Below are 12,019 nucleotides of genomic sequence, written 5' to 3' on the forward strand. Positions count from 1 at the left end.
CATGAGCAAGCAAACAGGCAACCCCGTTCCCAACGCAGCATCGAGTGCTGAAAGTATTCTCTCAATGCTGCCACCTGAAGCACAGCAGTGGGCGGAAAGCTTACCCTGGAACCAGCGTCGCTTTGTGCTGTCACTCTGTCATCTCATGTGTGCTGCCACGCCTGAAATGCGCGCTGGTTTTTTAGACGATTACACAGCCGATGGGTTGATTTCTAAAGTTTTAGAAGACCGAGATACAAAGCAAAAAGTCAGCCATTACTTAGAAGAATTTAACGTCAAAACAGAGCTAGATCCGATCGCGTTAAGACTCTACATTCGGCAGTTCTACATCCATTCCGCGCAAGATGTGCGGGGGCAACCCGATCTGTATCTAGAATCAGCGCTGCGACTGGTCATGAATACCGCAGAGCGCAATAACGTATTCAGCTACATTCTGGGTTTTGAACTCATTAAAATGATGTTTCGGATGAGCTGGTTTCAGCATGAAAAGCTCTATCGGCTACAGCGAAATCAGGATGAATTTATCAACACCTATATCCGACCGATTCAGCATACGCACAAGATCAATCGCATTATTGTGCCGAAAGACGAACGGTTGTTTTTTGCACGACGCGACTATTTTGTCCAAAAACCTGCCATCAGCGAAAGAAAGTTGATTGAACTGGCGATCGCCACCTTCACCACTGAAACCACTACTAATCTGGGCTTCTCCATTATTCGCCACTCCCAGTCGCTGATCTTTGACTACGATTACATTTTTGAAGCCGAGCAAGAAGTGCTGTCTTATATAGAATAAGCAAGTGGCGATTCAAGCTTGATTAAAAAGCTCCGCTCACTGTTTGCGTTACGATAGGCAGTGCAGCAGCGAGCAGGTTCATGAGTCAGCATTACAGTCTACCAACGGCAGAACGGCTTGCATTCGGTCATGCTGGCACGATTAGGCGATGGGGCAGCGCGATCGCCCTCTTTACCGTCGCTCTTCTAGCAGGATGTACAACCCAACCCCAAAGTGGCGGGAACAGTATACCAACCCCTTCTGTCTCCATTGTGGCTAGCCCTACGATTACGCCTAGCCCTACAGCGACCAGCAAATCGCAAGCAACAAAAGATTTGGAAAGCCGCTTAAGCAAAGCGTTTACCGATGCGACAAAAGTTCCAATCAATTCAGTTGATTGCCCAGCACAATTTGATGTCAAGACAGGCAACCGTTTCAACTGCCAGGCAACATCAGACGGTCAGTCGTTCGCGCTTGTGGTGGAGCTAACGAATCCAGATGGTCAATTTCAGTGGAATACTCAAGGCTTACTCGTCCTACCAAAGCTAGAGCAATTTATCCAGAATCGCATTCGTGCGAAAGGTGGACCTGATGTGACAGCAGATTGCGGCGGTAAGATTCGTGTCGCGCAACCAGGAGACACCTTTGAATGCAAAGTCGAGGGTGCACAATTGCAGCCACGGTCTGCTCAGGTTAGGGTTAAAGACGAGCAAGGCGGCGTTGATATTTCGTTGCGCTAGAACGGTGAAGCTCCTTCACAGTACGGTAAGTAGGGGTTGCGAATCTTAATCCTGTGCTAATCTAGGATGCAGAGTTTGATTCGGTTGCAGTGTTTGTTCTTGGTTTCAGCAGGCTTCTCTCCGGATTTAAACCCCAACACCTATTACTCTCCGGAGATATTTCATGTCAATCTATGTAGGCAACCTTTCCTACGCCGTTACACAAGAGGATCTCAGCGGTGTTTTTGCAGAGTATGGCACGGTCAAGCGTGTCCAGCTACCCACTGATCGTGAGACGGGTCGTCCTCGCGGCTTTGGTTTCGTTGAGATGGAAACCGATGCAGAAGAGACTGCCGCGATCGAAGCCTTAGACGGTGCAGAATGGATGGGGCGCGATCTCAAAGTCAATAAAGCACGTCCACGCGAAGACCGGAAACCGTCTGGTGGCGGCGAGGGCAGAGGCTATTCCAGCAGTCGAGGCGGCTACTAGGATCATTAGCCGGCTTTGAGAATGGCAATTTGTTGGTGATAACACTGTCTTTGCTCCAGCGAAGCCGTTTGTAAGACGGTTTGCTGGAGCGCTTTGGTTGATTGATTAGATTAGGAGAGAGCATGACTCAGGTAGTTTTAGGCGAGAACGAAGGTATTGAATCAGCGTTGCGGCGGTTCAAGCGGCAGGTTTCCAAGGCGGGTATTTTTGCCGATATCAAGCGGTTGCGGCAGTTTGAAACCCCGATCGAAAAGCGCAAGCGCAAGGCGATCGCCAAGCGCAAACATCGCTTTAAGTAGTTCGTTCTCTCGTCATCGTTAAGAAATTAATCGGTCTTTCTACCGATAGCCATTATTCGCCTAGCTGCTTTTTATCACTGCGGTAGCGAATAAGTTCGGCTACAAAGAAAAGTAAGCCGGATGCCAGAATCAGGATGACGCTCAGGGCGTTGATATCCGGCTTTACTCCGGTACGGATGCGACTAAAAATCTCCATCGGCAGAGTATTGGTGCCACCGCCTGCTGTAAAACTGGCAATGAGAAAGTCATCCATACTGAGTACAAATGCCAGCAAGCAGCCTGAGACGATCGCGGGCATTAGTTCCGGCAGCAGCACCTGTACAAACGCTTGTGCTGGCGTTGCACCCAAATCAAGTGCTGCCTCTTCCAAATGCGGATTTAGATCGGTTAGGCGGGTAGAAACAACAAGCGCCACGTAGGACAGGCAGAAAACAACGTGGGCTGCTACGACTGTCCACAAACTCAGTTGCACTAGACCCCCGCTAAACGGGATCGCAACGGCAGCTAGAAAAACCAGTGTCGAGACTGCAATCGCAATATCGGGAATAATCAGCGGTAGGTAGGCAGCACCTCGATAAAGGTTTTTGCCCGGAAACCGATAGCGTGCTAGCCCCACTGCCATTAACGTGCCGATGATAGCGGCGATCCCAACTGCAAAAAACGCGACCCTCAAGCTATCTGCCAACGCCGAAAGAATGCGTTCGTCGCTAAAAAATTTGCGGTACCAATCTAACGTAAAGCCCGTCCAACCAGCGCTGTAGGGTGACTGGTTGAAACTGTAGAACGCTAGCACCAGAATGGGCAGATACATAAAGCCAAACATCAGCAGCGAGAAGAGCAACTGCCAGGAAACGGGGAGTTTGGGTTTGGAGGAAGACATGGAGATAGAAGGGAAAGGGGCAGGAGGCAAGGGGACGTTCTGGGTTAATTCTGGCTACTGTATATTACTTACTGACCTTAAAACCCTAAACGTTACTGGTGTTGCGATCGCCGTACTTTAGCAGCAGTGCGATCGCGATGCTGACTGCCAGAATGAGCAGAGTACTAAGGGCAGAACCAAAGCCCCAGTTTTGCGTTGCACCCAAAAATTGGTTGTAAATAAGGCGGGCAGCCGTCATGCTAGAAGCGCCGCCTAGCAATTCTGGATCAACAAAATCACCCAGTCCTGTAATAAATACCAGCAGCGCACCAGCAGTAATGCCAGGGATGGTTTGTGGTACGGTCACCCGCCAGAAGACTTGTGAAGGTGAGGCACCCAAATCAGCGGCAGCTTCTAGCAGTGATCGATCGAGCTTTTCTAGCGAGGCATAAAGGATCAGCACCATATACGGCAACAGGCTATAGCTCATGCCCACCAGCACCGCTGGACTTCGATTGAGAATGTCGAGTGCAGGTAGCCCGACGCTTTGAAGCAGTGAATTAAGGACACCCGTTGGGCGCAAAATTGTAATCCAGGCGTAAGAGCGGAGCAGGGATGATGTCCACAGCGGTAGGACAAACCCGACGACAAGTAGATTTTGCCAACGCTTTGGCACCATGAGAGCAATCCAGTAAGCAACAGGAAAGCCTAGCAGCAAACAGATAATCGTTGTTCCCAACGCAAAGAACACCGATCGCCCCAGTACTTGAAGATAAATCGGCTGAAAAATGAGCGCATAGTTGTTCAACCCAGACGGATTCACGACCTGCCCCGGTCGTATGCCAGGCACCAGACTTAGCTCTACAATTAACAATGTGGGAATAATCAGCAGTAAGCCTAGCCATATCCCAGCAGGTCCCAAAAGCAGTAGTGGCTCTATCCACCGAGGCAACTCTGTGCGATCGCGGGACGGAGCATTTGACGGGGCAGGAGGCGATGCTTGGGACATAGAGGAAGGGATGAAGGAGGAAGACTGAGGGATGAGTTTTGAGTTGAAGCTGATGGCTGACCGCTGACTGCTACCTTTTGCTTTTTAACAACCGACCTTTAGCTGCTAGTGAGCTGAGTCCAATATTTTTCATATAGCTCTTCGATCGATGCTTTCACTGGTGCAACGCCCTCACACTTCGTTAACAGGCTTTCTGGCGGAAAGAGAATCTCATTGTTGCGTAAAGGGGCTGGCAACTGGTCGAAAGCAGATTGATTGGGAGAGGCAAAGTTGAGGCGCTCAGTCATCTGGGCAGCAACAGACGGTTGCAGCACGTAGTTAATCCAGGCATAAGCAACATCGGGGTTAGGGGCGTTTTTGGGAATCACCATTGTGTCGCTCCAAAGGGAGGTGCCGCTACTGGGAATGACGTACTTCAAGTCGGGATTGGCAAGCGTGACAGACATAGCATCTGCCGAATACCCCATCGCAAGAAGCAAATCCCCAGCAATCAGCTGATCGCGCCACGCATCTGTAGTAAAAGAGGCGATCGCTGGTTTCAGGAGGGCGAGCTTTTCGTATGCCTGCTGAATTTCTTGCGGATTGGTGGAGTTGTAAGAATAGCCGAGCAATCGCAGGGTTGCGCCCATCACCTCTCGCGTGTCGTTAATCAACGTCATCCGACGAGACAGGGTTTGCTGCTCTGCCCAGAGATAGCTCCAATCAGTTGGTGCAGGCTTCAGCTTTACACTGTTGTAAATCAAACCAGTAGTGCCCCAGCTAATCGGCACGTGGTAGCGATTGCCTGGATCGTGAGCAGACGACTGAAACTTTGGCAGGATATTATCCAAACCCTGAATACGGCTTAGATCAAGCTGCTGTAGCAGTTTGAGTTGAATCATCTTTGCCACAGCATAATCAGAGGGGTAGATGACGCTGTAGGCAGCTCCCTTCCCAGCCTGAAAGGCTGCCAACATCGTTTCATTCGAGTCAAATGTATCGGCAATGACTCGAATGCCCGTTTGCGCTCTAAAGCCTTCTAGCAAGGCATTATCGATATAGCTTGACCATGTGTAGATACGTAATTCATTCGCTGTTTTAGCATTGGGTTGCAGTGGTCGCACCTCTGCCAACGTCCAACCACAGCTTGAAAGGGTCAGACCAGACAAGGCACCTGTCGCTGCCTGCAAAAACGCTCGCCGCGATCGGTGCATCCTGCCAGGACGGGATGAGGACGAAGCTGGCGTTGAGTAGAAGGAAGGAGGCACGATGGGGAATAAGGCTAAAGGCTAAAGGCTGAAAGTTTTGAGTCTTGATTGCACCACTGCGCTAGAGCATGAGAGTTGGTTCTGACGGTCGACGGCTAGCTTCTAACTCACGGCTAGCTTCTAACTCACGGCTGGAATCGCCAAACAATCGTTCGGTGCCCACTGGACGTAAATGGGTGTATCGGCACCCGGCAAACCGTCGATTGTGTTGGGTTGCATAATGGTGAGGCGATCGCCAGAGAGAAGTTCGACAACATAGTGAACATGGGTACCCAGGTACATCACGTGCCGTAAGCGCCCTTCAAAACAATTGACCACGTCGCCAGGAATAGTGCGGCTGACATGAATTTTTTCTGGACGCACACTGACGACAACTGACCCTGATGTTAAAGGGATTGCTGTTTCGATCGGTCTTACCTTCATCTTCAGCCCGTTGGCGGTCGTAATCCAGAGCATCGCTGGATGGGCACCTTCGATCTTGGCAGGAAAGAGATTGGTATCACCAATAAAATCAGCTACAAAGGGAGTCTGCGGCTGCTCATAGATCCGGTTGGGTGTATCCACTTGCTCGATTTTGCCACGGTTCATGACAGCAATGCGATCAGAAAGACTCAGCGCTTCTTCCTGGTCGTGAGTCACCATGACAAACGTCAGTTGCAGTTCCTGATGCAAGTTTGACAGTTCGACCTGCATTTCTTTACGCAGCTTAAGGTCAAGTGCACCCAGGGGTTCATCCAAAAGCAGCACAGCCGGACGATTGACAAGGGCACGTGCCAGCGCCACTCGTTGCTGCTGTCCGCCAGAAAGCTGAGCAGGAAAGCGATTGGCAAACGCTTCCATCTTAACGAGCTGCATTACTTCCTGAACGCGATCAGCGATTTCTGCCTTACGCTGTCGCTTAATGCGTAGCCCAAAACCAATATTTTCGCGCACAGTGAGGTGGCTAAACAAGGCATAGCTCTGAAACACCGTGTTGACAGGACGACGGTAGGGCGGCACCTGAGTCATCAACTGACCTTGAATAAGCAGCTCTCCTGCAGATGGCGTATCGAACCCTGCAATCATCCGCAGCGTGGTTGTTTTGCCGCAACCAGAGGGACCCAGGATACTAAAAAACTCGCCGCGACGGATGCAAAGGTCAATGCCTTGCACAGCGGTTTCGCCATTGAAAACCTTGAAGACCTTACGGAGTTCAACATCAAACCTAGTATCCGTTGCCATAGAGCGCTGGTTATGCGTGATGGTTTGAGACATAGCGGCGATTCCCTATGGTTGATTCCGTACACAATGCAGGGGGCAATTGAGGCGTGGAAGGAGTTTATAAGTTTATAGCTAAAGGTGCTTTGGAACCTGTACTGAGAAATATCAGCTCATCTTCTGATAAAGTGACGGATTGTACCTGCTGGTTTATTCTACCGATCGAACGTTGACTCAATGACCAATCCTTACCCTTATAATCTGCTTTCAACCTTTGAAGTAATCGCCTGCCGCCAAGAATGAGCCATTTTCTCAGCAACTGAATTAATCTCAGGATACGGTACTGGTGATACTACATTGCAGCATAGAGGGAGAGTGGGATGGAACAGTGCGTTACTTTAGATTGCCCAACTTTTTTACCAACGGCTCATCGGCGATCGAGCAACCTGGCAAATGGCTCGTCTACCTTGCAGCTAATGCTACTTTGATGCCTGTATGACTTTAACTCAACCTTCTACTGTTGTTACTCAGACCACGCCCCGTACGGTGGGACGGCGCTACCAATCGATCGCCTTGATGCTGGGCGTTTCGCTAGTCATGATGGTGGGCATGGGTAGCCGTCTTGTATACCTACAACTGGTGGAGGGCGATCGCAATCAACAGTTGGCTGAGAATAATCGTATTCGCTTAATTCCGAAACAGCCAGAGCGCGGCAAAATCCTCGATCGCAAAGGCAGAATGCTGGCTGGTAGCCGTTTGTCTCATTCTGTCTTCCTTTGGCCTCTCGCTCGTAAAAAGGCAGAATGGGCAACTACATTGCAGCGTTTGTCGCAAATCCTCAACGTACCCGAAGCAACTATCAAAAATCGTCTGGAACAAGCAGGCTACAACTCTCCTTTTTTGGTTCGCATTGCGCGTGGTGTGAGTCCGGCACAGGTGACAGCGCTGGCAGAATACGGCAGCCAGATGGAGGGTGTGCAGGTCGATGCGGAAGCAGTACGCTATTACCCTAATGGGGATTTGGCGGCTCATGTACTTGGCTACACGGGTGAAATGGACGATCGCGAGCTCGAAAAGCGGAAGAGCGAAGGCTATCGGCTTGGCGATGTCATTGGTCAAATGGGCGTTGAGTCAACGTACGAAACGCTGCTGCGTGGCGAGTGGGGCGGGCAACAAGTTGAGGTTGACGGTGAAGGACAAGTGGTTAGAGTCCTGGGCAAAAAGCCCACACAAGCAGGGAAGGATGTACAGCTTACCCTAGACCTAGAGCTGCAAAAGGCGGCGGAAACGGCACTAGGCAATCGCAAAGGGGCGATCGTGGCGATCGATCCAACCAATGGTGCTGTGTTAGCAATGGTCAGCCGCCCCACCTTTGACCCCAATTTATTTTCTACCCGCATTACCGATGCCCAGTGGCAGCGCCTACAAAGCGAAGATCATCCGTTTGTTAACCGTGCCATACAAGGCTTTCCGCCTGCCAGCACTTTCAAAATTGTCACCACTACAGCCGCTTTAGAAACGGGTAAATTTAGCCCAGATACCGTACTGGGAACTTACCCATCCATTACGGTCGGTGGCATTGAGTTTGGCGACTGGAACCGTGCTGGCTTTGGTCCATTGGGTTTTGTCGGTGCTATGCAATGGAGCAGCGATACCTTTTTCTATCAGATTGGGATGGGTGTCGGCGATCGTGACCTCATTCAATGGACACGGCGCTACGGCTTTGGGCGCAAAACAGGCATTGACCTGTCAGAAGAAGAAAGCGCCGGACTCGTACCCGACGAAGAATGGAAGCGCAAAGAAGTCAAAGAAGGCTGGTATTTGGGCGATACGGTCAATATGTCGATCGGACAGGGCTTTCTACAAACTACGCCACTTCAGGTCGCTGTCATGTTTGCAGTACCAGCCAACGATGGCTATCTCGTCAAGCCACATCTGCTTAAAGATAATGAAGCCGCCCAAAACTGGAGGGAACCCCTAAACCTGAAACCTGAAACCGTTCGCATACTCCGCGAAGGGCTTCGTGCGGTCATTGATGGCGGCACAGGTGAGGCGCTAAACGTAGCATCACTGCCTCCAATGTCTGGTAAAAGCGGTACAGCAGAAGACATCGGACGGGAATCCCATACCTGGTTTGGAGCCTACGGTCCCACTGCAAAACCAGAAATTGTCGTCGTGGCATTTGGTGAGAACTCTGGTGGCGGCGGCGGGTCGTTTGCAGCGCCCATGGTACGGCAGGTGCTAGCAGCCTACTTCAATCCCAAAAAGAAAATCACCAGTCCTAGCCAGATTGAACCAGTGCAGACGGATTAGAGGAAGGCAAAAGGCAAAACTCATCCTTTATGCCTATCTCTCTGCTAGCGCTATCAACTAGGACAAACACGGACTAGACTGTTAAAACAATCTTGACGTCATGATGGGTTGGTCTTACTCCTGGAATGTCTTTGTCTGAAATTCCCTGCTTGAATTTGGCGATCGCACCTTTACGCACCGCCAACCACTATGCGGTTCATGTCACCCAAGCTCCATACCCAGGGGGCTATGTTTTGCACGACTGTCTGTGGTCAGACAACTTACAGCATCTTTGGCTGGGCTGGCAAGAAATGTTTTCTGCCAGAAGCCTACCGGACGTGCCGCAAGTTTCACAAGTTGATGAACTGCCCCCTGATCTTGTCTTGCCACTAGAAACACCGCCACCGACTCCCGGTGCGCCTGTAAGCCAATCGGGTCGGTTGATGCAGAGCCTGGGCATGAGCCTCTGGCAGTGGCTTTTTGATGGTCCCATCCAGGGTAGCCTCAATCACAGTCAGGGGATTGCCATGGGTCAATCAAAACCGCTGCGGCTGCGGCTAGAAGTTCGCGATCCCAATTTGGTGGCGCTGCCATGGGAAATTATGCAGGATGGCGCGGGCAAACAACCCATTTCGCTCCAACAGCAACTCTTGTTTAGCCGTACAACGAGTGATGTCCGTTCCTTGCCAGAACTGCGATCGGATAACATTCTCAAAATTCTGTTAGTCCTGGGTCAAGATTCTGAACCCGTGTCAGGCTTCTCTCAAAGCTCTGCGAACACAGTTCAACCTGAAACCCTACAGACCTTACAGCTTGAACAAGAAGCCAATGTGCTGGCGCACCTACTAACTACCTCCGGCAGCAGTGGCATTGGCGGCGCAACGATTACGCCCTGCCAGGTGGATACGCTCGTGCAACCCACGCCTGCTGCTCTAATTAGTCAGCTTGAGAAGCAGACGTACAATGTCTTTTTCTATGCAGGACATGGGGTTCCGGCTCCAGATGGTGGACTACTATTTTTACGACCGGCTATGACCTTGAATGGCACTGAGTTAGCGCAAGTGCTTACTCGCTGCCAGGTAAAGCTAGCCGTCTTTAATGCCTGCTGGGGCGCGCAACCTGACCACGAAACGATTGCTGACTCTACCGTGGCACCAGAATCACGATCGCAGGCAATGCCGCGTAGCAGCCTTGCAGAAGTGCTGATTCATCATGGCGTTCCTGCCGTTTTAGGTATGCGTGATTCCATCACCGACGAAGAAGCGCTGAGTTTTATTCAAGCATTTGCCCGAGCGCTCTCAGGACGAGTGCCGATCGACCAGGCAGTTGCGGTTGCCCGTCAGCACCTGCTCACGCTGTACCGCTTTAACCAGCAAGCCTGGACACTGCCGGTACTCTACATGCATCCCGAATTTGATGGCGAACTGTTGCAGCCGCTTGAGGGTAGTCTGACCGCTATGCCAGGGCTTATCACGCGTCTGGGGCAGCCCAAGCCGGATGCAGCGTTGCGATCGCTTGTGACTGCAAAAGTTTGGCACATCCAGAGCGGGTTTATGCGAGTCGGTCGCGATCGAGGTGAAAACGATTTAGTGCTACAAGAAGACCAGGGCGGAGTTTCTCGCAAACACGCCGTTATTTTTTGCCGGCAGCCTCAGCCTAATAGCAATGAAGCAATATCCTACTTTCTCGAAGATTTTTCGCGCTTTGGCACTTGGATGTTGGAGCCTGGTCTGGGCTCCAGAAACTGGCGCAAAGTCCATCGTCAGGAAGTACCCCTGCAACCCGGCACTCAATTAAAATTTGGCAGTTCCCAAAATGAGGTGCTGGAATTTACGACATCGTTAGATGCATCTAGCGCTCGCCCCACCATTTAAAGAGTAATATCAGAAGCCGAAAGCACTGCTGCTTAAGGGGAAACTGATGATAGAGTGGTCACTTTTCAGCCAGATGGCGTAAATCAGATTGAGTTGCGGAACAGGCAGTGATCCCCCTGTAGGTAACACCAACGAGGTCATTGTTTTCAGTGTATGCAGGAAACCCACTATGGAAAGTAAGGTAATGTGTTCTGACGATCAAGCCAATTCAAAAGCTAAGGTTGAGCAAGCGTTGTGGGCAGCATTGCTGCATGCAGAAGGTGTTGCTTGTGCCTGGAAGGACGGCGAACCGTTGACTGAAGATCAGTTCACAGTCGCAGAAGACCCACAGGCTACCATTCCTTACGTCTGGAATCCAGCGGCTCCTGAAGCAGAACCTTTTTTTGCAGCCTTAGAACAAGCCTTACCCCTGGATGACTGGAACGCCGCCGAAGTTGCTACCCGTTCTGATGTGTTCTTTGCTCAGGTAAATCAACTCTGGTCTACTGCAACCCTCCAAGAAACACTGACTCAGCGCTTCGCTGCACGGGTTCCTCAGCAATTACTGACCGCGATCGCCACTCGCGCCCAACAAGTTTTGTCTAGCTCTATCTCTTTAGCCGATCAGCTCGTACAGTGCGTTCAAGAAGCACTCCCTCATCTGGCAGAAGACGATTTACACGTATTAGCACGTCCCCTTGCCTATGCGATGCGAGGTAATGACTCACCTGTTGAATCGACTCTTGAGCGCGTCCGTTCTGTTGAATGGGATGCGCTTTCTGATGTTGAACAGGCTCGTTTAAGTCTGGCGATCGCTCGTTATGCGTTAGCTGAATTGGAAAGCGAGAAATAAGAAGCTAAAAGGTATGAGGCAAAGCTAAAGCCTGAATCACCCCGTAGCTCTATGAAACCAGTCAAATGTTAGTCAGAAACCAACCATTAGGGATATACACGAGCCTTGTGGTGTAAGGAAAAAGACATCCGGATCGTAGTTTTCCTCCTGGCTTTTGAAACCGCCAACGTGCAGTAAGACTCTATTCTCATTCACAACCCTCATGCTCACACCTCGATTTTCCATCGAGTAAGTGACACTAAGTTCTAAAGATTCGTCGTTTGGCAGCACTACTTTTTCAAGATGAAGCCTCCATAACTTTTGTAAGAAAGTGTTTGTAAATGCTGGTTAAGCAGGTTTCAAGTTCCTCGTTCGTCGGTTGTTTGTTAACCGCCTCAGCATCAACCGAATCATGACCACATAAACCATGCCTTCATGATTTTCAGG

Annotated in this window: 11 protein-coding genes; 7 read left to right on the top strand and 4 right to left on the bottom strand. The window is 50.6% G+C overall.

Annotation, left to right across the window (positions count from 1 at the left end; genetic code table 11):
* The first annotated feature begins 1 nt into the window (after position 1).
* The 4 genes from H6F86_RS03425 (at position 2) to rpsU (ending at position 2,283) form a co-directional block, all read left to right on the top strand.
* Positions 2–796 (top strand): cobyrinic acid a,c-diamide synthase, encoded by a 795-nt coding sequence (locus tag H6F86_RS03425; RefSeq protein WP_190446708.1) that lies wholly within the window; start codon positions 2–4, stop codon positions 794–796.
* An 80-nt stretch (positions 797–876) separates the two neighbouring features.
* The gene (locus H6F86_RS03430; protein ID WP_190446709.1) at positions 877–1,515 is read left to right on the top strand and encodes a DUF4333 domain-containing protein; all 639 of its coding nucleotides are present in this window, start codon (positions 877–879) and stop codon (positions 1,513–1,515) included.
* Positions 1,516–1,678: 163 nt separating this feature from the next.
* Positions 1,679–1,984, top strand: coding sequence for an RNA-binding protein (locus tag H6F86_RS03435; RefSeq protein WP_190446710.1), 306 nt, complete (start codon positions 1,679–1,681; stop codon positions 1,982–1,984).
* A gap of 122 nt (positions 1,985–2,106) precedes the next feature.
* Complete coding sequence (gene rpsU, locus H6F86_RS03440) at positions 2,107–2,283, top strand: 30S ribosomal protein S21 (RefSeq protein ID WP_190446711.1); 177 nt, start codon at positions 2,107–2,109, stop codon at positions 2,281–2,283.
* A gap of 52 nt (positions 2,284–2,335) precedes the next feature.
* On the opposite strand, the gene H6F86_RS03445 is transcribed toward rpsU, so the two are convergent.
* The 4 genes from H6F86_RS03445 to H6F86_RS03460 all read right to left on the bottom strand — a co-directional run bounded on the left by H6F86_RS03445 (position 2,336) and on the right by H6F86_RS03460 (position 6,652).
* Positions 2,336–3,163 carry an ABC transporter permease gene (locus H6F86_RS03445; RefSeq protein ID WP_190446712.1) on the bottom strand — a complete coding sequence of 276 codons (828 nt, stop codon included), beginning with the start codon at positions 3,161–3,163 and terminating at the stop codon, positions 2,336–2,338.
* A gap of 85 nt (positions 3,164–3,248) precedes the next feature.
* On the bottom strand, positions 3,249–4,151 hold the full coding sequence (locus H6F86_RS03450) for an ABC transporter permease (protein WP_190446713.1): 903 nt from the start codon (positions 4,149–4,151) through the stop codon (positions 3,249–3,251).
* Between the two features lie 98 nt (positions 4,152–4,249).
* Positions 4,250–5,344 (bottom strand): spermidine/putrescine ABC transporter substrate-binding protein, encoded by a 1,095-nt coding sequence (locus H6F86_RS03455; protein WP_190446720.1) that lies wholly within the window; start codon positions 5,342–5,344, stop codon positions 4,250–4,252.
* Between the two features lie 174 nt (positions 5,345–5,518).
* On the bottom strand, positions 5,519–6,652 hold the full coding sequence (locus H6F86_RS03460) for an ABC transporter ATP-binding protein (RefSeq protein WP_190446714.1): 1,134 nt from the start codon (positions 6,650–6,652) through the stop codon (positions 5,519–5,521).
* A gap of 438 nt (positions 6,653–7,090) precedes the next feature.
* Between H6F86_RS03460 and mrdA the strand changes: the two genes are divergently transcribed.
* From mrdA to H6F86_RS03475, 3 genes are all read left to right on the top strand, one after another.
* Complete coding sequence (gene mrdA, locus H6F86_RS03465; RefSeq protein ID WP_190446715.1) at positions 7,091–8,908, top strand: penicillin-binding protein 2; 1,818 nt, start codon at positions 7,091–7,093, stop codon at positions 8,906–8,908.
* Positions 8,909–9,033: 125 nt separating this feature from the next.
* Positions 9,034–10,761, top strand: coding sequence for a CHAT domain-containing protein (locus H6F86_RS03470; protein WP_190446716.1), 1,728 nt, complete (start codon positions 9,034–9,036; stop codon positions 10,759–10,761).
* 169 nt (positions 10,762–10,930) lie between these two features.
* A complete protein-coding gene (locus tag H6F86_RS03475; protein ID WP_190446717.1) occupies positions 10,931–11,593 on the top strand; it encodes a hypothetical protein in 663 nt (220 codons plus the stop codon).
* The last annotated feature ends 426 nt before the right edge of the window (positions 11,594–12,019 follow it).

It is taken from the genome of Phormidium sp. FACHB-592 (assembly GCF_014695795.1).
Lineage (GTDB): Bacteria > Cyanobacteriota > Cyanobacteriia > Leptolyngbyales > Leptolyngbyaceae > Stenomitos.

What these genes read in the sequence shown, in the direction of transcription:
- H6F86_RS03425 (WP_190446708.1), top strand. Translation starts at nt 2, where the DNA reads ATGAGCAAGCAAACAGGCAACCCCGTTCCCAACGCAGCATCGAGTGCT.
- H6F86_RS03430 (WP_190446709.1), top strand. Translation starts at nt 877, where the DNA reads ATGAGTCAGCATTACAGTCTACCAACGGCAGAACGGCTTGCATTCGGT.
- H6F86_RS03435 (WP_190446710.1), top strand. Translation starts at nt 1,679, where the DNA reads ATGTCAATCTATGTAGGCAACCTTTCCTACGCCGTTACACAAGAGGAT.
- rpsU (WP_190446711.1), top strand. Translation starts at nt 2,107, where the DNA reads ATGACTCAGGTAGTTTTAGGCGAGAACGAAGGTATTGAATCAGCGTTG.
- H6F86_RS03445 (WP_190446712.1), bottom strand. Translation starts at nt 3,163, where the DNA reads ATGTCTTCCTCCAAACCCAAACTCCCCGTTTCCTGGCAGTTGCTCTTC.
- H6F86_RS03450 (WP_190446713.1), bottom strand. Translation starts at nt 4,151, where the DNA reads ATGTCCCAAGCATCGCCTCCTGCCCCGTCAAATGCTCCGTCCCGCGAT.
- H6F86_RS03455 (WP_190446720.1), bottom strand. Translation starts at nt 5,344, where the DNA reads ATGCACCGATCGCGGCGAGCGTTTTTGCAGGCAGCGACAGGTGCCTTG.
- H6F86_RS03460 (WP_190446714.1), bottom strand. Translation starts at nt 6,652, where the DNA reads ATGTCTCAAACCATCACGCATAACCAGCGCTCTATGGCAACGGATACT.
- mrdA (WP_190446715.1), top strand. Translation starts at nt 7,091, where the DNA reads ATGACTTTAACTCAACCTTCTACTGTTGTTACTCAGACCACGCCCCGT.
- H6F86_RS03470 (WP_190446716.1), top strand. Translation starts at nt 9,034, where the DNA reads ATGTCTTTGTCTGAAATTCCCTGCTTGAATTTGGCGATCGCACCTTTA.
- H6F86_RS03475 (WP_190446717.1), top strand. Translation starts at nt 10,931, where the DNA reads ATGGAAAGTAAGGTAATGTGTTCTGACGATCAAGCCAATTCAAAAGCT.